This window comes from Acinetobacter sp. LipI_23, from assembly GCF_058243045.1.
The window spans coordinates 1,733,202-1,751,876 of sequence record NZ_JBZAYJ010000001.1; the positions used below are offsets into that span (position 1 = coordinate 1,733,202).

The 18,675-nt window shown below is 39.6% G+C and carries 20 protein-coding genes and 1 pseudogene; 10 read left to right on the forward strand and 11 right to left on the reverse strand.

Features of this window, described 5'->3' with window-relative positions:
* The first annotated feature begins 139 nt into the window (after positions 1–139).
* Both AC4CVD_RS08520 and AC4CVD_RS08525 read left to right on the forward strand, forming a co-directional pair.
* Complete coding sequence (locus AC4CVD_RS08520; protein WP_490753506.1) at positions 140–1,519, forward strand: M16 family metallopeptidase; 1,380 nt, start codon at positions 140–142, stop codon at positions 1,517–1,519.
* Positions 1,519–3,111: a M16 family metallopeptidase gene (locus tag AC4CVD_RS08525; protein WP_490752856.1), complete on the forward strand. Its 1,593-nt coding sequence runs from the start codon at positions 1,519–1,521 to the stop codon at positions 3,109–3,111. The genes AC4CVD_RS08520 and AC4CVD_RS08525 overlap by 1 nt, the downstream gene beginning before the upstream one ends.
* Positions 3,112–3,487: 376 nt before the next feature.
* Here AC4CVD_RS08525 and AC4CVD_RS08530 read toward each other — a convergent pair whose 3' ends face one another.
* Positions 3,488–3,847, reverse strand: coding sequence for a hypothetical protein (locus AC4CVD_RS08530; protein WP_004697078.1), 360 nt, complete (start codon positions 3,845–3,847; stop codon positions 3,488–3,490).
* Between the two features lie 217 nt (positions 3,848–4,064).
* Between AC4CVD_RS08530 and AC4CVD_RS08535 the strand changes: the two genes are divergently transcribed.
* The 3 genes from AC4CVD_RS08535 (at position 4,065) to AC4CVD_RS08545 (ending at position 5,380) form a co-directional block, all read left to right on the forward strand.
* Positions 4,065–4,298, forward strand: coding sequence for an SEL1-like repeat protein (locus tag AC4CVD_RS08535; RefSeq protein WP_004697075.1), 234 nt, complete (start codon positions 4,065–4,067; stop codon positions 4,296–4,298).
* A 139-nt stretch (positions 4,299–4,437) separates the two neighbouring features.
* Complete coding sequence (locus tag AC4CVD_RS08540) at positions 4,438–4,818, forward strand: DUF2750 domain-containing protein (protein WP_004984635.1); 381 nt, start codon at positions 4,438–4,440, stop codon at positions 4,816–4,818.
* A 130-nt stretch (positions 4,819–4,948) separates the two neighbouring features.
* Positions 4,949–5,380 (forward strand): CBS domain-containing protein, encoded by a 432-nt coding sequence (locus tag AC4CVD_RS08545; RefSeq protein ID WP_125274853.1) that lies wholly within the window; start codon positions 4,949–4,951, stop codon positions 5,378–5,380.
* A 122-nt stretch (positions 5,381–5,502) separates the two neighbouring features.
* Here the strand turns inward: AC4CVD_RS08545 and trpB are convergent, their stop codons facing one another.
* From trpB to AC4CVD_RS08590, 9 genes are all read right to left on the reverse strand, one after another.
* A complete protein-coding gene (trpB, locus tag AC4CVD_RS08550) occupies positions 5,503–6,711 on the reverse strand; it encodes a tryptophan synthase subunit beta (RefSeq protein WP_490752858.1) in 1,209 nt (402 codons plus the stop codon).
* 42 nt (positions 6,712–6,753) lie between these two features.
* Positions 6,754–7,941: a vWA domain-containing protein gene (locus tag AC4CVD_RS08555; RefSeq protein WP_490752860.1), complete on the reverse strand. Its 1,188-nt coding sequence runs from the start codon at positions 7,939–7,941 to the stop codon at positions 6,754–6,756.
* Between the two features lie 13 nt (positions 7,942–7,954).
* Complete coding sequence (locus AC4CVD_RS08560; RefSeq protein WP_490752862.1) at positions 7,955–8,806, reverse strand: AAA family ATPase; 852 nt, start codon at positions 8,804–8,806, stop codon at positions 7,955–7,957.
* A gap of 22 nt (positions 8,807–8,828) precedes the next feature.
* The gene (locus tag AC4CVD_RS08565) at positions 8,829–9,212 is read right to left on the reverse strand and encodes a hypothetical protein (RefSeq protein ID WP_125274856.1); all 384 of its coding nucleotides are present in this window, start codon (positions 9,210–9,212) and stop codon (positions 8,829–8,831) included.
* Positions 9,213–9,234: 22 nt separating this feature from the next.
* Complete coding sequence (locus AC4CVD_RS08570) at positions 9,235–9,543, reverse strand: YcgL domain-containing protein (protein ID WP_004984643.1); 309 nt, start codon at positions 9,541–9,543, stop codon at positions 9,235–9,237.
* Positions 9,544–9,672: 129 nt separating this feature from the next.
* Positions 9,673–10,815 (reverse strand): ribonuclease D, encoded by a 1,143-nt coding sequence (locus AC4CVD_RS08575; RefSeq protein WP_490752864.1) that lies wholly within the window; start codon positions 10,813–10,815, stop codon positions 9,673–9,675.
* Between the two features lie 207 nt (positions 10,816–11,022).
* Positions 11,023–11,619 (reverse strand): recombination mediator RecR, encoded by a 597-nt coding sequence (recR, locus tag AC4CVD_RS08580; RefSeq protein WP_490752866.1) that lies wholly within the window; start codon positions 11,617–11,619, stop codon positions 11,023–11,025.
* Positions 11,620–11,635: 16 nt separating this feature from the next.
* Positions 11,636–11,965, reverse strand: coding sequence for a YbaB/EbfC family nucleoid-associated protein (locus AC4CVD_RS08585; protein ID WP_490752868.1), 330 nt, complete (start codon positions 11,963–11,965; stop codon positions 11,636–11,638).
* Between the two features lie 28 nt (positions 11,966–11,993).
* Complete coding sequence (locus AC4CVD_RS08590; RefSeq protein ID WP_490752870.1) at positions 11,994–13,181, reverse strand: O-succinylhomoserine sulfhydrylase; 1,188 nt, start codon at positions 13,179–13,181, stop codon at positions 11,994–11,996.
* A gap of 142 nt (positions 13,182–13,323) precedes the next feature.
* On the opposite strand from AC4CVD_RS08590, the gene AC4CVD_RS08595 reads away from it, so the two are divergent.
* Both AC4CVD_RS08595 and AC4CVD_RS08600 read left to right on the forward strand, forming a co-directional pair.
* Positions 13,324–14,415, forward strand: a complete 1,092-nt coding sequence (locus AC4CVD_RS08595; protein WP_490752872.1) for an alpha/beta fold hydrolase — start codon at positions 13,324–13,326, stop codon at positions 14,413–14,415.
* 15 nt (positions 14,416–14,430) lie between these two features.
* Entirely contained in the window at positions 14,431–15,303 is an 873-nt protein-coding gene (locus AC4CVD_RS08600; protein WP_490752874.1) for an NAD(P)-dependent oxidoreductase, read from the forward strand.
* Positions 15,304–15,374: 71 nt separating this feature from the next.
* On the opposite strand, the pseudogene AC4CVD_RS08605 reads toward AC4CVD_RS08600, so the two are convergent.
* A pseudogene (locus AC4CVD_RS08605) lies at positions 15,375–16,087 on the reverse strand (transglutaminase-like domain-containing protein).
* Between the two features lie 380 nt (positions 16,088–16,467).
* On the opposite strand from AC4CVD_RS08605, the gene AC4CVD_RS08610 reads away from it, so the two are divergent.
* The 3 genes from AC4CVD_RS08610 to AC4CVD_RS08620 all read left to right on the forward strand — a co-directional run bounded on the left by AC4CVD_RS08610 (position 16,468) and on the right by AC4CVD_RS08620 (position 18,615).
* On the forward strand, positions 16,468–16,737 hold the full coding sequence (locus tag AC4CVD_RS08610; RefSeq protein WP_004697032.1) for a YARHG domain-containing protein: 270 nt from the start codon (positions 16,468–16,470) through the stop codon (positions 16,735–16,737).
* Positions 16,738–16,767: 30 nt separating this feature from the next.
* Positions 16,768–17,181 (forward strand): HIT family protein, encoded by a 414-nt coding sequence (locus AC4CVD_RS08615; RefSeq protein ID WP_151836273.1) that lies wholly within the window; start codon positions 16,768–16,770, stop codon positions 17,179–17,181.
* 360 nt (positions 17,182–17,541) lie between these two features.
* Positions 17,542–18,615 (forward strand): porin, encoded by a 1,074-nt coding sequence (locus tag AC4CVD_RS08620; RefSeq protein ID WP_490752876.1) that lies wholly within the window; start codon positions 17,542–17,544, stop codon positions 18,613–18,615.
* Positions 18,616–18,675 lie beyond the last annotated feature (60 nt).

Below are 18,675 nucleotides of genomic sequence, written 5' to 3' on the forward strand. Positions count from 1 at the left end.
GATAGGCTTTCGCTTAGCAACAATACTTTATGTAAACACTTAACAAATCAATACTTCTGGCGCTTGATCTAGTTCGTATTTTTCTTAAGAATGGTTATTTATTGAAATGCTTTCACTTCAACCTGAGCCCAAATTTTATATGCATCACTTATTAGTCACGCATTCTTATAAAAAAAGTTTAGTTGCACTGGGTTTAACTCTACTTTGTTTACCTATAACTACCCACGCACAAATACGCAGCGAACTTACCCGCAGTAGTTTTGAAACTACTTTAAGCAATGGCTTGCAGGTGATTATCCGTGAAGACCACCGCTCCCCAATGGTCATGACCCAAATTTGGTACAAAGTCGGTAGCACCGATGAGTCTGGAAATATAACGGGTATTTCGCACGTACTGGAACATATGATGTTTAAAGGCACATCCAAAGTTCCCAATGACGAATTCAGTCGCTTAAGCCGAATCTATGGCGGTACAGTAAATGCCGCAACATTTACCAATTACACCAATTACTATCAGCTTTATCCTAAAACTTACTTTCCGATGGCTTTAGAACTTGAAGCCGATCGTATGCGTAATCTCTTACTACGGAAACAAGACTTTGACCCTGAAATTAAAGTGGTGATGGAGGAGAGACGCCTGCGTACCGATGACAACCCACGTTCACTCGCTTTCGAACGTTTCAAATGGATTTCGTATCCCACAAGTCACTATCGTCAACCCGTCATTGGGCACATGAAACACTTGCAAAACATAAGTCTAAATGATGTGAAACAGTGGTATCAAAAATGGTATAGCCCAAACAATGCGATCTTGGTGATTGTGGGTGATGTGAATGCAGAATCCGCGCTCCGACAAGTTCAAAAATACTTTGGCGACATCAAAAGTCATCCAACACCTGTACGCAATGATGTGACTGAGTTTGAGAACATTGGTTACCGTCACATGGAACAAAATACCAATGTTGAGGTGCCAAATTTATATATGGCTTGGAATGTGAAATCACTTGCAACAACAACCAATCCAGAAGATGTTTACGCGCTCACACTTATTCGAAGCTTGTTAGATAGCGGGATCAGCTCTCGATTACAACAGCGCCTTGTACGCGACAAAAAATTAGCGACCGCACTGAGTGTGAGTTATGACCCTTATAACCGTGGAGACAGTTTATTTAGTATCTCCGCACTTCCAGTCACTGGCGTGGAACTTCCGGAGCTACAAAAAGCCATTGAACATGAAATTGAGCGACTCCAAACAGAACTTGTTCAACCTCAAGAGCTAGAACGGATTAGCACACGCTTTGTTGCAAACTTAATTTATGGTCAAGATGACATTGTCGGGCAAGCAAAGATGATTGGAAACTTAGCCGTGAATGGCTTGAATTATCGGCTAATGGATCAGCTTCCACAGCATTTTGAAGCGGTTACACCAGAAGATATTCAGCATGTTGCCCAAACCGCTTTTGTACGAGATAACTTAAGTACCTTGTACCTTCAACCAGAAAAGAAGGCCACAAAATAATGAAAAATCAAAAGACCATCTTTCGCCTCTTGTTTATTACCATGTCTACCTTTTGCACTACCAATGTAATTGCAGATGTAAGTACAAGTAGTGTTAGCAATGATGACCCACGTACATTACAGTCTATTGCTTCTCTACAAAGCTTAAAACAAGTTCAAACTAGCGACCTTTATACAGCACCACATGTACATGAACTTAAAAACAAATACAAAGTTCGAAGTCTATTTGTTGAGTCACCCGCCTTACCTATGGTGGATATTCAACTTACCTTTAATGCAGGCTCTGCACGAGATATAGAAGTAGAAAAAGGACTATATGGCGTTGCCAATATGGCGGCACAACTCATCGATGAAGGCACTACGCAACGTGATGCAGTTGAAATCGCGAATGCCTTTGAACAAGTCGGGGCTCGTTTTAGTGTAGCTGCACACCGTGACATGTTTGTGGTTCGACTGCGTTCGTTGTCTGACCCTAAAAAAATAGATGCTGCGGTAAGTACGATGCTTGAAGTATTAAAAGACTCTACTTTTAAAAATAACAGTATTAGTTTGATGGTGAGCAATACTCAAGTAGGTCAGAAGCAATTGAAAGAGAGCCCGAGTCGATTGATGAGCATTCGTTTCTATCGTGCGCTCTACGGTTCACACCCTTATGCGGAACCGATTACGGGAACCAATGGCAGTATTAAAAAAATTACGACTCAGCACTTAAAAAAATTCAGAGATGAATTTCTGGTTAGTCAAAATATGAATATTGCACTGACAGGCCAACTCAGTGTTAAACAAGCGCAGAAACTGGCTGAACGAATAAGTGCAGCCCTTCCGCAAGGTAAAGAAGCAAAGCCACTTGCTGTACCACAAGATAAACCTAACTTTGATATTCAACATATTGTATTTAATTCAACTCAAGCCCACGTCACCATGGGACATCTATCAACCACGCGGGATGATCCTGATCGTTTGGCGCTCGAACTGGCTAACCGTATGTTGGGTGGGGGTGGATTTAGCTCCATTTTAATGAAAGAACTACGCGTTAAACGTGGATACACCTATGGAGCAAACAGTGCTTTTACATTTAGTCAAGCGGCTGGAAGTTTTAGTCTAAGTTATTCAACCCAGCAAGATCAGCTCATGGACAGCATACAAGTGGCGCATAAAGCCCTAGTTGACTTTGTCCATCAACCAATTGATGCACAGCAGTTAGAAGAAACTAAAGCCGGTATGTTACGCAGCCTACCTAACAGCTATAGCAGCAATGCAAACATCAATGCACAACTCGGCTCTATAGGGTTTTATCAGCAAGATGCGAATTATTTAGCAGACTACCCAAAACGTTTAGCTACAATCACGCCTTTAGATGTTCAAAATGCAATACGTAAACACATTCACCCTGAAAGTCTTACCCTTGTGATTGTCAGTAATGCTTTAGATAAAGAGCAACTTCGACATATTTTAGAATTGAATCTTGACCCGAATATTAAGCAAAGCATGCCGCATCCTGATCAAATTCCTGCGATTATTGAACCTCCGGAGCCAATGCCGGAAGCTGCTTCGCCCGATTCTGCTCAAACTGATGAGCCTGCATTAATCTAAAGTAATCAATATAGGAAATCTGGTTTTCCAAAACCAGATCTTGAGCCATCTCTTGTGTTTCTGGAAAAGTCGCTTGATGAGATAAGCGACTTACATTTTCAAAATGGCTTGGAGAAATGGGCCGAGATAAAGCAATACTCGATAAAATGACAATAAGCATAATGATCGATGCCATCAGACCATTATAAATTTGTACAAGCGTAATCTGTGATTTTAATTTAAGAATTTTTTGGATCGCAATGTGCATAACCTACCTCTAGTGAAACTAGTGTAAGTAGCGAATTGCATAATCACAAGGTGAAATGCTGAAAAATGTCCCCATTAATGCTAAAGAGGACATAATTTCAGCAAGTCAGATTGTTTGTAAAGCAGAAGTCTAACCAACAATGCTACGAATAACTGCAAAATAGAGCACCAAGGCAATTACCCCCAATGCAATCATAATGGCGAAAGCCCCAACACCATTTTCTGCATCTGCAGGGTGTGCAGGATCGTCATCTGCAATACGTCTTAGCTCCCCATTGTATGTTTCATAAAAATCAGCCCGTTGATTTTCATCAAGCTGACGTGTGAAATCATAAACTCGTTTACGTTGTGCCAAACAAAAATCCCCAAGATGAATTTCTTGATGGAAAACTGCTTCATCTAATAGTGTTCGGTGATATTGCGCCAACGCTACAATTTGAGAAACAGTTGGAGGCATATCAAAATCAAAACCGTCTAATGTATTTGTCATGTTATTCTCCTTATAAAATACAGTTTCCTGTTTTATTATCATATTCAATCTTTTGATTGTTCATTGTTTAATCATGTAAACAAAATAAGATGAAGAATACTCGACAATATATTTGACAATTCCAGCAATTTGTAATAAATATTTAACATTAGCGTGATATTTATATCTAAAGGTAAAAATACCTTTAAGTGATCATAATTAGAATAAGGAGCTTAATATGATTCAACAAATCTCTCATCATGACTTAGAACATGCGTATGCGGATGCAGTAAACACCATTCAATCACAAATGAACTTTGTAGAAGCAGTACAACAGTTAGAAAGCGTTGCACGCGCTGGCCACGGTAAAGCAGCACTGTTTTTGGCAGAACTTTATTATCAAGGTTTCCGCGTAGAACGCGACTCGCTGAAAGCACAATACTGGCAACAGCTTGCCACCATGAAAGCATAATAAAACGTCACCTAGGTGGCGTTTTTTTGAGCCTAACATTTTGATATGACATATTTATTTACATAGTTATGCAAAGCTTACACTGAACTTTCATCTTAATTATTTAAAATAGCGTCATGTTCCTTAATGACATAACGCTATGTACAAAATTTTGAAACTACAACCGATTTCAAATCATTTATATTTAAAAATCAATATTCTAAGAGGCATGATGTACTGCGGTATTCTTTGGGGGCTTTACAACGCTGAACAGCAAGGCTGGGCGATGACCTCAGATCATGATGACTATGTTTTCCCTTTTTGGCTCAATGGTTTACACGCACACCAATATGCTCAATTGCACTGGCCAAACTATATTCCTAAAAAAATCACGCCACAAGATTTCCAAAGCGCATTACTGCCTACTCTGTCACGCTTAAAAGTCACCCCTGCGCTATGTAATGGCACAAAGCGTATGAAGCTCAGCACGTCTCAAATGCGTCACTTTTTCTTCAATGACCGTATTCTGTCGCCAGCTTAAGGCTCATTAAGAACAATAAGACGTAATTAACTTATTATTTTATTGAGAGCTCTGACTGTAAAGTATTTGCTTTTTTTTAAATCGCGCTAATTTAAATATAAAACAATAACCACAACCGAGGATATGCCCTATGACCAATGTTGCTCAAGTATTAAAAGATAAAGTACATCAAGCAATCTACACCATCAGCCCTGAAGCCACGGTTCTTGAAGCAATTTCACTTATGGCAGATAAAGGCATTGGTGCACTTGTGGTCACACACGAAGAACGCGTTGTAGGTATATTGTCCGAACGTGACTATATGCGCAAAGTCATGTTGATGGAACGTACTTCAAAGCAAACCACAGTCAATGAAATTATGACAGCAAAAGTACTGACGGTCACAACAGCAGTTACGGTTGAAGAATGTTTAGACCTGATGACAGACCGCCACCTTCGTCACTTGCCTGTTGTTGAGCAAGATAAATTATTGGGACTCATTTCTATTGGTGACTTGGTGAAAGCGGCAATGGATGATCAAAAGAAACTGATTGAGCAACTACAACAGTATATTTCAGGTTAAGTTTTAATGTTTAGGTGTTTAAACATATACTCAGCATTGGCTATTAATGATAAAAACAAGATCATAAAAAATCCCTGCTCTAAACAGGGATTTTTTATATGTAAATATGAAAAACTTGAACCTTAATTCAGACCTAATTTTTCAGCGACATAGTCTGCATCTTTGTCGCCACGTCCAGATACATTCACCACAATTTTAATATCTTTGGCCAACTTTGGAGCTTCACGAAGCGCCCATGCTACGGCATGTGAACTTTCAAGTGCAGGGACAATCCCTTCAACACGTGACAACCGCATAAACGCATCCAAGCACTCTTGATCAGTCGCAGTGGTATATTCGACACGACCCAAGTCTTTCAGCAGACTGTGCTGAGGCCCGACGCCAGGATAATCTAGACCTGAAGCAATCGAGTGTACTGGTAACGGTTCACCCTGATCATTTTCAAGTACATAACACGCCATACCATGAATCTGACTTGGTTTACCTAAAGTTAAGGTTGCCGAGTGCATGTCGGTATCTAGACCATGACCTGCTGGTTCGACACCAATCAATTTCACATCTGCATCGTTCAAAAATGCGGTAAAAGCCCCCATAGCATTTGAACCGCCACCGACACATGCAACCACATAATCTGGGTTCGCACCAAAGCGCTCATAGGTTTGTTCTTTAATTTCTTTACCAATAATCGACTGGAAGTCGCGCACCATCATTGGAAATGGATGTGGCCCAACAACCGAACCAATAGCATAGATATAATGGGTTGGATCTTTTAAATACTCTTCAAAAGCACTGTCCACAGCATCTTTCAATGTTGCAGTACCACGTGTCACTGAAATGAGTGTTGCTCCAAGGATTTTCATTTTGACGACATTGGGATGTTCTTTTTCAATATCCACCTGCCCCATATGAATTTCACATGGAATCCCCACCAAAGCACAGGCTGTTGCTAATGCAACGCCGTGTTGACCTGCACCCGTTTCTGCAATCACTTTGGTTTTACCCATATATTTTGCAAGCAGCGCTTCACCCAAACAGTGATTAATTTTATGTGCGCCTGTGTGGTTTAAGTCTTCACGCTTTAGATAGATCTTTGCCCCGCCCAACTGTTCAGATAACCGTTTTGCATAAAACAACGGACTTGGACGACCAACATAGTGTGCAAACAGTTCAGCAAGTTCAGTTTGAAATTCTTCTGTTACACGAATTTGCTCGTAAGCGACTTTAATGTCATCCATTGCCGCTTTTAAGTGAGGTGGAATAAACTGACCACCATATTTCCCAAAAAAGCCCGCTTCATTAGGCAAAGCAATACCATTAATTTGATGATCCATTTTTTATGATCCTTATTCTTAAAATGTGCTTTCTTTCCAGCTTTATCGTGCTAAATACTTAGTCATATCCTCAACGCCTTTGAGGGTCATTGGGTACATATGGTCTTCAAAAATTTGCTTAATCAAACCAATCGTATGAGTGTAATGCCAATAACGGTCTTCTTCTGGGTTCAACCATGCTGTTTTTTCAAAATGATTGCGTAAGCGCTGTAGCCAGACATTGCCTGCTTCATCATTCATATATTCAACTGAACCACCCACAGAATTGAGTTCATAAGGTGCCATAGAGGCATCTCCAACCACAATTACACGATAGTCGCGTCCATAGGTATTAAATAAATCCCACGTATTCATACGGGTACTTGAGCGGCGTACATTGTCTTTCCAAACATAGTCATATAAACAGTTATGGAAATAGAAATACTCTAAAGTTTTAAACTCAGTTTTCGCCGCACTAAACAGTTTTTCGCATTGTGCAATATGGGAATCCATTGATCCACCCACATCAAACAACATCAGCACCTTAATGCGATTACGACGTTCAGGCACGAGCTGCACATCGAGTATGCCTTGCTTCGCTGTTTCACGAATTGTACCGTCGATATCTAACTCTTCAGCAGCACCTTGTCTGGCAAACTTACGCAAACGACGCAATGCCATTTGCATTTGGCGCGTCCCGAGAATTTGATCATCATCCAAATTCTGATATTTACGTTGTTCCCAAACTTTTACAGCAGAACGTTTACGTCCCGGCCCACCAATACGTACCCCTTCAGGATGATCACCATAAGCACCAAATGGAGAAGTTCCTCCAGTGCCGATCATCTTGTTTCCACCCTGATGCTTCTTATGCTGCTCGCGTAAACGTTCTTCCAGCATTTTCATGAGTTCTTCTAATGAACCTGCTTTCTTTAATTCTTCACGCTGCTCAGGAGTTAGATGCTTTTCTAAGAGTTCTAAATCGAACCAGTCTTTCGGTAACTTTTGAACTTTATTGAGTAAATCATCCAAATCAAAAGTTGAAATCCCATCAAAATAGTCTTTCATCCCTCGGTCAAATTTGTCAAAGAAGCGTTCATCTTTCACCATAATAATTTTGGCGAGTTGATAGAACTCTTCTTGATCGGCAAAGACCAAACCTGAAGCAACAGCTTCATTCAGATCGATCAGTTCACGCGTCGAGACGGGAACACCGTATTTGCGTAAGGTATAAAACAAGCGCACAAACATGCGTGTTTCTCCTTTAGCGACGCGACATAAAGGCTAAACGTTCAAGCAACTGTACATCTTGTTCGTTTTTAATGAGTGCGCCATATAAAGGTGGAATGGCTTTAGACTTATCATGATTGCGCAGTACATCTTCTGGCATATCATCGGCCATCAGCAAGCTTAACCAGTCAATCAATTCAGAAGTTGATGGTGGTTTTTTTAGACCCGGAACTTGACGTAATTTGAAGAAAACTTGCAATGCTTCATTGACCAATGCCGTTGAAATTTGCGGGAAATGAACGTCAATAATTTCACGCATGGTTGCGTCATCTGGAAATTCAATATAGTGGAAGAAACAACGACGCAAGAATGCATCTGGAAGTTCTTTTTCATTATTTGAAGTAATAATCACAATAGGACGTTGTGATGCAGTAATAGTTTCGCCCGTCTCATAGACATAGAAAGACATCTTGTCCAATTCATGTAACAGGTCATTTGGAAACTCAATGTCCGCCTTATCAATTTCATCAATCAATAAAACACAACGTTCTTCACTGATGAACGCTTCCCACAATTTACCCGGTTTAATATAGTTTTTAATGTCATAAACACGGTCATCACCCAGTTGGCTGTCACGTAAACGTGAAACCGCATCATATTCATATAAACCTTGCTGGGCTTTTGTGGTTGACTTGATGTGCCAAGTCAATAATTTTAAGCCTAAGCTTTCAGCCACTTGTTCAGCCAGTAAAGTTTTGCCTGTACCCGGCTCACCTTTGACCAACAAAGGCTTTTGTAAGCTACGTGCAGCTTTTACAGCAAGTTTTAAACTATCGGTAGCGATGTACTGATCTGTACCCGTAAATTGTTGTGTTTCAACAGACATGATTAAACCTTATTTTTATTAATTACAGCGGTGAATGATTGTTACTGACAACTACTTTGGTTTTATTAGCCACATATTTTGACCAAAAGAAACCGATCACAAGCCCCACACCCATGACAAAGAGAATCAGTGACAAATTTGACCAAATGAGTGCTGATTCTTTCGTTAACACACCGAAAAGCAAGCCAAAAATAGCCGGTGCAATCGATGAGTTTGGCCCTTCGGAAACCGTTGGTGTCAATAAAATGGCAAAGATCATCATCCATGTAATGCCACCCAACAGCTTCGGCAGGCGTGTAGCAATGGAATACCAACACCACAAAATCAGCAAACTGCCCAAAAGATAAACTGTGACAGCAATACTATCTTCAGGAATTGAATCGAGCATTGAAAGAAAACTATCCACGGTGCAACTCCTGAATTATGCTTTATGCGCCACGAAGGCCTTCTGGTGCCGCAGCATTCGGATTGATTAATCCTTCTGGCGGCATTTGTAGAAAGAAGCCCTGAGTTTGAATCGAATCCATGACATGCAATACATTTACACGAGCCAATTTACGCGCTTCACTCAGCTCTAATGACATCACAAAAGTCGCTCGACCAAATGCAACACGAACAGCTTCAGGCAAAACATTCAATGGGCTAAAATCTTCAGCGGCTTGATCAGCTTCAGTTGGACAAGCAATATAAAGATACATTTCATCTTTTTTACTTGATTTATAAATAGAACATTGCATATCTAAAACAGCACTCAAATAACTCAAGCCACAGGATACATCAAATAAAAGCAGCTGACATTAGTCATGATTAACGCATCAGTCGTGATTTTGTATAAATATTCAAACTTCAGACCAATTGACTAATTATTAATCCATGACTTTCATTTGCGTCGAAAGATAGCTTTCATCACGGCGTAGGAGTTGAATTAAAGGTTGGGTTAACAAATCATAGCGCCAACCTAATAAATAATCAGGCAAGTCTTGCTCATCATTATGAAAAACCACATGTTGATGCAGTGCGTTCATCCACTTTTTGCGCATCAATACTTCTTTAGGAATACTGGTTTCATTGACCACATTTTGAATTAAGTGATCAATCTTCTCTCCCACATCTTTTGAAGAATGACGGATCGGACGTGCCATACGTAGTGGCCAATCTGCTTGCTCAGGCAAGAACTTCACCAAATCTAAAATGGTTTTGCCGTGCTCACGGACAACATTTTGACGTATGTCTTTTACACCCGATAACTGAAACACATTTTTCGGATTTTTCTCAACCAAATCAATCATGCTTGAGTTTTTCAAAATGAAACTACGTGGTGTATTTAGCGCTTTCACCATGTGTTCACGCCATACAGCCAACTGCTGCAACTGCATCAACTGACGTCGTGAATGTCGATAGTTACCAATATCTTGATAGAGCAAATGCAAAGGCGTTTCTGTCGCGATTTCTTGCGTCAGATGCTGACAGTCTTCAAGAGCAAAGTTTAGGAGTGACTTTGAATCTAATTCTTGTTTAACTTTTTCTGAAAGATTCATCAAGTACAGCACATCGTTTGCCGCATAGCTCAGTTGTGCAGGGCTTAATGGTCGCGCCAACCAGTTTGAGCGCGTTTCCCCTTTATCGATATCAACATCCAACATTTGTTTTAGGGCATTTTGATAACTCACTTGTAAGCCATGTCCTAAGAAAGACATACCCACTTGGGTATCAAATACATTGTTTAAGGTTTTATGCTGTGCATAGTGATAAATCAGGTCGATATCTTCACTACAAGCATGAAAGACATTTTGCTGTGCGCGAAAAAGTTTATTCCAAAATTCAGTTAAATCGAGTGTCGTACCATCGAGTAAATAGACATTGTTTTCGACATTGATTTGAAATACGCCTAACTTCGGCCATAAGGTATCGACTTTGATGAATTCTGTATCGAGTCCATAGACTTCGTTACGATCCATTTTTTCTAAGACTGGTGTTAAGTCTTGTTGCTGCTGAATAAACTGAAACATATCCTACTGCGTCTAGTGCTAGATGCTCTTTGGGCTATCTTACCTGAATAAGATCATTTAGCTATCAAGATTTCTAAGGGTTTTTTAATTATTTGCCGTTTTTTGTGATTTTTTTTATACAACTAGATTCAAATTAATATTTTTTTTATCTTACTCAAGATTTCAATCTTGTAGCTCAACTAAAAAATGAAACAAGTATCGAAATACTTATTTCATTCGCATTCTATTATGTACAGCTTGGCTTAAGGTATGACTATCGACATATTCAAGTTCACCACCCTGTGGTACGCCTTGTGCAATGCGCGTCATTTGGATCGGTAAATGTTTCGTTGCCTCGACCAAATAGTGCGCTGTGGCCTGACCTTCTACCGTTGCATTGGTCGCCAAAATCACTTCCGTTACTTTACCATCGCCCAAACGCTGGATTAGATAAGGAATGCCGATCTCTTCAGGCCCAACACCGTCAAGTGGAGATAAATGCCCACCCAATACATGGTACTTACCACTGAAACTGCCACTTTGCTCAATCGCCATCACATCTGCGGGTGACTCAACCACACAGAGAAGTTGATCATCACGTTCATGCGACATGCAAATATCACAAACTTCGTTTTCAGTCAGTGAGTGACACAAACTGCATTCGTGAATATAGCTGGTGGCTTCGTTCAAAGCATGTGCAAGACCCACAGCCCCTTCACGATTTTTCATAATCAGATGAAGCGCCATGCGCTGAGCCGATTTCGGCCCAACACTTGGCAAAATACGTAAAGCTTGTACCAATTGATCAAAACGATCGCTAAACACTATACGTATTCCTTAATTAGAATAAACCAGCAAGACCCGGTGGTAAGCCTGCACCTGAGTTCGCAGCTTTCATACGTTCTTCAGTGATTGCTTCTGCTTGACGTGCAGCATCATTCATTGCCGCAGCAATTAAGTCTTCAATCATATCTGCATCATCTTGCAATAATTCAGGATTGATTTCGATACGTTTTACCACATTACGGCAAGTCATCGTCACTTTAACCAAACCACCACCAGCTTCAGCATGCACTTCAGTTTGCGAAAGCTCTTCTTTAGCTTTTTTAATGTTGCTTTCCATGTCTTTTTGCATGCGTTGAGCTTGCTGCATTAACATATTAATGTTCATTAAAATCTCCGAACATAAAATTAAAAAATTAGATTAAGTCTAAACCACGTGTGATATCGCGAATAATATCATCAATATCTTCTAAACCAACAGAAACACGAATTAAACCTTCACGAATTCCTGCGGCTTGTTTCGCTTCTGGTGAAAGTTTGCCATGGGTAGTCGTTGCAGGATGGGTAATGGTCGATTTGGCATCGCCCAAGTTGCCTGTAATTGAAATAAACTGAGTATTGTCAATAACAGTCCATGCCCCTTCGCGCTCGCCTTTCACTTCAAAAGAAACGATTCCACCAAAACCTGTTTGTTGCTTCGCTGCAAGTTCATGCCCAATATGCTCTGGTAAACCTGCGTAATACACTTTTTCGACTTTCGGATGTGTATTTAAGAATTCTGCCAGCTTTTGCGCACTTGCTGAATGCTCACGCATACGTAAACGTAAAGTCTCTAAGCCTTTTAAGAATACCCATGCATTAAAAGGACTCATTGAAGGCCCTGTGGTACGTACATAACCAAACACTTCTTCGAGTAGTTTATGACTACCAACCACTGCTCCACCGAGAGCACGACCTTGACCGTCCAAATACTTCGTCGCTGAATAAATCACCAAGTCCGCACCAAACTCAATTGGGCGCTGTAATACTGGCGTACAGAAACTATTATCAATTGCTAAAAGTGCGCCATTGGCATGTGCGATATCAGCAAGTGCTTGAACGTCTGCCACTTCAGCCAAAGGATTCGACGGAGACTCAACAAAGAGCAATTTAGTTTCAGGCTTAACGGCATTTTTCCATGCATCTAAATCTGTTAAATCGACAAAGTCGACAGTTACACCAAACTTAGCCACATATTTTTCAAACAAAGATACGGTCGAACCAAATACTGCACGTGAACAAATCACATGATCGCCTAGTTTTAAAAATGACATTGCCACGGCCATAATTGCGGCCATACCTGAACTGGTTGCCACTGCACGTCCTGTACCTTCTAAAGCTGCAAGGCGTTTTTCAAACATTGCAACAGTTGGGTTGGTAAAACGCGAGTAGATGTTCCCTGGCTCTTGACCTGAAAATTTTGCTGCGGCCTCTGCTGCATTTTCATAGACAAATGATGAAGTTAGAAAGATAGGTTCGCCATGTTCTCCCTCGAAACTACGCGTATGCCCAGTACGAATGGCTAAGGTATCTAATTGGTATTCAAATTCGTCTTGTAGGCTCATGGCTCTGGTTCAGTCGACAGACTGCCTTTGTAAAGAATTGCCAACATTTTGAGCGTCTAGGCTATTTAAGGTCAAGGTAAAATACGCGAATATTGATTAGACTTCGATCAAACTTTCTGCTTATTTGAGATCTAAGACCTATATGCACTCTTTAAAAACTAAAATTTCAACACATCAAAATAAATTAAAGAATCTTTCTACGCGCATTTTTAATGGAAAGTCACTCATTTTGTCACAAAGCACACCTTATGAAGTGATTGAAACATTTGATCTGACCCAAATTCGCTATTACGCACCTGAAGTGCGTAAGTATAAAGAACCCTTAGTTTTTGTGGTCCCGCTAGCCATCAATATGTCTATTTACGACCTTTATCCTTATCGCTCGCTGGTGAAGTACTTCCAACAGCAAGGCTTTGCCGTATATGTGATTGATTGGGGGAAATTAAATATTCATAACCGTCATTTTAACTTTTTGACGTTTATTGATCATTATATTCCACTCTGTATACAAAGCATTTTAAAACATAGCCGCAGCGAGAAAATTTCCCTGCATGGGTGGAGTATGGCTGGCATTTTCGTGACCTTGTATACCGCCTTACATCAACCCAATTTTGTGAAAAATTTAATGGTTTTGGGGAGTCCAATTGACAGTTATAAATCTGGGCGAAATGGCCAGTTCTTTGCATACCTCAATCGAATCATTTCAAAAAGCAAAGCATTACAACAGCAAATTTATCAGGGCAAAATACCAAAGCGTCTACTTCATACTTCTGGAGGGTTAAATACTTTTGGTTTTAAAATCATTGATCCTATCGGCTGGTTTCAAAGTCATAAGAATCTGCTACTTAATTTAGATGACCATGAAACCTTGTATGAGCATGCCACCATCGGCGGTTTTCTCAATCGTATGATTGATTATCCCGGCGGCATTAACCAAGACATGCTTTTTAATGTTTGGCTGCGTAATCCACTCAAAACTGGACTAATCACATTAAATGAGAAAAGCATAGCTTTAAAAAATATACAGTGCTCATTGCTTGTAGCTGCAGGGACAACAGACCAACTTGTTACAGCAGAGGCAGCTCAGCCATTAACCCAATTGACAAGTAGCACCGATGTCACGTTTACTCTTATCCCAGGGGGACATTTAGGACTGATGTCGAGTAAACGTAGTGCCGATGAATTTTGGCCACAGCTGGCTCAGTGGTTAAGTGAACGTTCAAGTAAAATTTAAATACTAAGGTTTGACATGATTCAGTCAGTTGCATTTATCGGTCTAGGCGCCATGGGTTATCGCATGGCATCACACTTACCTAAACACTTTGAACACGTGTGGGTATGGAATCGCAATTTTGATAAAGCAAAACAACATGCAGAAGCCTATGGCACGCAGGCGGTGGAACTTGCGCAAGCAGTTCAGGCCGATGTAGTCTTCTCTTGCCTTCCAACCAGTCAAGATATTGAAGACTTACTTGCGCAAGTTGAGCTTAAAGCAGGCAGTATTTGGGTCGATTGCACCAGCGGTGTACCCTCTTCTGCAAAAAAAGTAGCTGAACAGCTTAAACAACACGGTGTGGACTTTTTAGATGCACCTGTGAGTGGTCAAACCATTGGTGCGGATAATGCAACCCTTACGGTTATGATCGGTGGTGATGCCGCAGCTTTTGAACGCGCACTACCAGCTATTCAAGCGTTTGGCAAACTGATTAAACATGTAGGAGAATCAGGTGCTGGTTTTGCAGTTAAAGCCGTAAACAATATGCTTTTGGCTGTGAACCTCTGTGCTGTTGCCGAAGGGTTTACCACCCTAAAAGCCCATGGCGTAAACTTAAACGAAGCATTAGATTGCATTAATGCGTCTAGTGGTAAAAGTGGCGTCACTGAAACTGTTTTACCACAGCGCATTCTCAACCGCAGCTTCCCGCTTACTTTTGCACTCCCTCTATTAGCCAAAGATACGAGCATTGCAGTGGATTTAGTCCGCGAAGCAAAACTATCCGCACCTGTGATTGAGCTGGCTCAAAGTTTAATTCAAACTGCCAGTGATTTATCTGCAGCAGACAGCGATTTTTCTTCCGCAGTTAAACTATATGAGTCATGGAGCAAAATTACTTTAGAGTAATGCTTATCATAGTCAGTCATACTTTAACTTTAATCATAAGTTAAGCTATTTCTATGGCCGAACAAAAAGCCTCATAAAGAGGCTTTTTGTATATTTCTAATTTTATTGACATTTTGATTCATTAAGTGTCTGACTACATATTTAAAAGCCATACGCTGTATCGGGCTAAGTTCCTGTTAATGCATATTATAAAAATCATCTGGGCTATCAAATAAACCGAAATCTTGATTAATCCCCTTGTCTTGAATAAAAGTATCATTCAAATTCCAATCGTAGGTGGATTTTCAAAGTTCTCGGTAAATACCCCAAAACCACAAAAAGTTTTTGTTTAATGCTTATTTATACTTTGTAATTTTTCTAGATAAAGTCGATCAAGAATTACACCCTCCAAAATATACCATTGTCCATTCACATGAACTTCGACCCAACTATGCAAAATATTCTTGGGCGATAACTTATACCAAATGCCTTTGATTGCACCTTTTTGTAAGGCTTTATCGATGGTAAACCCATGTATCCGAGTGGCTACAACCACCGCTCGGAGTAACGCCATCAATAACGTTGCTTTGGTATTACACTGACCATAACCGTCGCTTAAGACTTGAGATGCCTGTATCGTATCTCCTGTGTTATAGCCAAATTGAACTTCATCACGAACAAAGTTATAAATATTCCTCACCTTATTAACTTCATCAAGATCTCTCCATTTGCGTTGTTCAATCAAATTTTGAATCGATGGATGGTAATAATCTAAAATCGGCGTCTGTTCTAATAGCCTTTGCATACTCAGCTCTCCAATAATGAATAACTTAAAAAAATTCATTGCTAATCGTAGAAAATTCCTGAAATAGAATTTGAGATGAGGCGAATATTAAAGGTTAAAAAAGCTGACGCACCGAAGCACTGTGGCCCTATCAATGAAATCTAAAAATGTTAGAGCCTAAGAAAAGTTGTAAAAAATAGACTAAACTACATAAAAAACTTAAATATCCATTTATATCTACCATCTTAAAAGCTATTGATATATATAAATTTTATGTATTATATGCAGCAATTATGAAGTAAAATTACAATTGAGTAAGAACTCACCATTGAATAAACAGAACAAACCCCTATAAAGTAATAGTGTGACTACATACAATGTTACAAACTGAGGAAATTCTCATGAAAAAGTTGACTGTAGCGGTTTTTGCCAGTCTTGCAACATTAATCGGGGCGCAAAGTTTTGCGGCATCACCTGAGCAAGAGTGTCAAAAATTAAAAGATGATCATGATGTCATTTATGCATCTAAAGGTTTCTGTTTTAAGGACCCTGAAGCGAAAGCAAAATTTGGCAATGATAATTGCTACACCACTAAACCGAAATTCTCTGAAAAAGAGCAGCAACGTCTTGACGCCATTAAAGAACGTCAAAAAGAATTGAACTGTAAGTAAATCAGTTTAAGCAAAACTTAAGGAATAGACATGGCTTACGATGAGCAAAACATTTTTGCACGGATTTTACGTGGTGAACTTCCAGCCATTAAAGTATATGAAGATGACCAAGTTCTTGCATTCATGGATATTATGCCTCAAGCAGACGGTCATACTTTAGTCATACCCAAAACACCTGCGGTAACTTTACTCGACCTCCCTGCCGATGCTGCTGCCTACACCATTCAAGTGGTACAAAAAGTAGCAAAAGCCATTGAAGTCGGTTTGGATGCCAAAGGCATTGTGCTCATGCAATTGTCTGGAGCGGCTGCTGGGCAAACCGTTCCCCATGTACATTTCCACCTCATTCCGAGTTCGGTACATGAGCTAGGTAAGCATGCGTTACAAATGGGTGATCAAGAAAAAATCAAAGCACAAGCAGAAAAAATTCGCGCTGCTTTGTAATTCCATCCATTCAATCAAGGAGCTTCGGCTCCTTTTTTTATTTAAATACAATTAAAATACTTAAAAATAAATCACAATTATTAGACCTCTTGCGAAAGTATATTTTTATCTAATTTTTGAATTGGCTAAAACCTCATAAAATATAGCTTTCAGGTGCTTAAAACGTGACTAACGCAAGACGTCTATTTATTACATTTTATTACCCGTCATCAAATTGTAATTTTTTCTTCACTTCAATGTCACAAAGTTTGCAGATACTGCTTAGCAAGTTGGTGAGCTTGTGTAACTTTTTGTACACAAGCTAACTAAATAAGAAAGCAAGGCGAATGCCATTTTTAAAAGTGTTTTGGAGAAATCTTGATGAAAAAATTGCTTCTAGCAGCTACTGTTGCAGCAATGGGTGTAAGCGCAGCACAAGCAGCACCAACTTTATATGGTAAAATCAATCTATCAGTTGATCAAATTCAAAATAATGATTTTGAAAAAGATGAAGATTTCACTGAACTAAATTCTAACGCTTCTCGTATTGGGGTTAAAGGCGAAGAAAAATTAACTGACAATGTGTCAGCAGTTTATGTGGCTGAATGGGAAATCAGTGCAGATGGTGATGAAAGTGATGCTCAAACTTTCAAAAAACGTAATCTTTTTGGTGGTTTAAAGTTTACAAATGTAGGTACTTTAAAAGCTGGTATTTTTGACTCTTATTTCAAAAATGCTGCTGGAAAATATCAAGATATCTTTAATGATCACACCCTTGATATCACAAACATGATGTATGGTGAAGATCGTCTTAAAAACTCTATCGGGTTTGAAACAGACAAGAAAATGCTAGGTGGTTTACAATTTAATATCCTCGCGCAACAAGGTGAAGATGCAACTAAAGACTATGCCACATCTGGTCAAAAAGGAAAACGTGATGGGTTTGGTGATTCCATCTCTACTTCTTTAACTTATGAAAATAAAGAGGTTGGTGTTGCTCTTGCACTAGCTGGTAACTTTGGCGTTCAAGGTAAATACGCTGGATTAGATGATGAAAAACTATATTCAGATGCTGTACGCGTAACTGGTTCTTACGATTTTAGTAAAATCGGCGCAAATGGTCTAGTGTTAGGTGCTCTTTATCAACAAGCTGAACCTACTGATGATATTAATGGCTTAGAAGGTCTTGAAGAGAAAGCATGGTTAATTAGCTCAACATATAAAGTTGGCAACACACCATGGGTTGTTAAAGCTCAATACCAAACTGCTGAAACTACAGCTGATGCATTTAATGATATCACCATTGACCAATATGGTATCGGTGTTGACTACAACTTAAATAAACAAACTCGTTTCTACGGTGTGCTTGCACAACAGAAACTTGATATTACTGGTGTAGATCTTGAAGAAGATAACAAAACAGTATTTGGTTTAGGAATGGAATATAACTTCTAATCTTAAGATTAAAGTGAATTCTAAAAATAAAAGGGCTTATGCCCTTTTATTTTTTCTTAA

What these genes read in the sequence shown, in the direction of transcription:
- AC4CVD_RS08615 (WP_151836273.1), top strand. Translation starts at nt 16,768, where the DNA reads ATGGCTTACGATGAGCAAAACATTTTTGCACGGATTTTACGTGGTGAA.
- AC4CVD_RS08570 (WP_004984643.1), bottom strand. Translation starts at nt 9,543, where the DNA reads ATGCAATGTTCTATTTATAAATCAAGTAAAAAAGATGAAATGTATCTT.
- AC4CVD_RS08545 (WP_125274853.1), top strand. Translation starts at nt 4,949, where the DNA reads ATGACCAATGTTGCTCAAGTATTAAAAGATAAAGTACATCAAGCAATC.
- AC4CVD_RS08560 (WP_490752862.1), bottom strand. Translation starts at nt 8,806, where the DNA reads ATGTCTGTTGAAACACAACAATTTACGGGTACAGATCAGTACATCGCT.
- AC4CVD_RS08525 (WP_490752856.1), top strand. Translation starts at nt 1,519, where the DNA reads ATGAAAAATCAAAAGACCATCTTTCGCCTCTTGTTTATTACCATGTCT.
- AC4CVD_RS08620 (WP_490752876.1), top strand. Translation starts at nt 17,542, where the DNA reads ATGAAAAAATTGCTTCTAGCAGCTACTGTTGCAGCAATGGGTGTAAGC.
- AC4CVD_RS08585 (WP_490752868.1), bottom strand. Translation starts at nt 11,965, where the DNA reads ATGAACATTAATATGTTAATGCAGCAAGCTCAACGCATGCAAAAAGAC.
- trpB (WP_490752858.1), bottom strand. Translation starts at nt 6,711, where the DNA reads ATGGATCATCAAATTAATGGTATTGCTTTGCCTAATGAAGCGGGCTTT.
- AC4CVD_RS08600 (WP_490752874.1), top strand. Translation starts at nt 14,431, where the DNA reads ATGATTCAGTCAGTTGCATTTATCGGTCTAGGCGCCATGGGTTATCGC.
- AC4CVD_RS08530 (WP_004697078.1), bottom strand. Translation starts at nt 3,847, where the DNA reads ATGACAAATACATTAGACGGTTTTGATTTTGATATGCCTCCAACTGTT.
- AC4CVD_RS08575 (WP_490752864.1), bottom strand. Translation starts at nt 10,815, where the DNA reads ATGTTTCAGTTTATTCAGCAGCAACAAGACTTAACACCAGTCTTAGAA.
- AC4CVD_RS08520 (WP_490753506.1), top strand. Translation starts at nt 140, where the DNA reads ATGCATCACTTATTAGTCACGCATTCTTATAAAAAAAGTTTAGTTGCA.
- AC4CVD_RS08590 (WP_490752870.1), bottom strand. Translation starts at nt 13,181, where the DNA reads ATGAGCCTACAAGACGAATTTGAATACCAATTAGATACCTTAGCCATT.
- AC4CVD_RS08540 (WP_004984635.1), top strand. Translation starts at nt 4,438, where the DNA reads ATGTACAAAATTTTGAAACTACAACCGATTTCAAATCATTTATATTTA.
- AC4CVD_RS08555 (WP_490752860.1), bottom strand. Translation starts at nt 7,941, where the DNA reads ATGTTTGTGCGCTTGTTTTATACCTTACGCAAATACGGTGTTCCCGTC.
- AC4CVD_RS08610 (WP_004697032.1), top strand. Translation starts at nt 16,468, where the DNA reads ATGAAAAAGTTGACTGTAGCGGTTTTTGCCAGTCTTGCAACATTAATC.
- AC4CVD_RS08535 (WP_004697075.1), top strand. Translation starts at nt 4,065, where the DNA reads ATGATTCAACAAATCTCTCATCATGACTTAGAACATGCGTATGCGGAT.
- AC4CVD_RS08595 (WP_490752872.1), top strand. Translation starts at nt 13,324, where the DNA reads ATGCACTCTTTAAAAACTAAAATTTCAACACATCAAAATAAATTAAAG.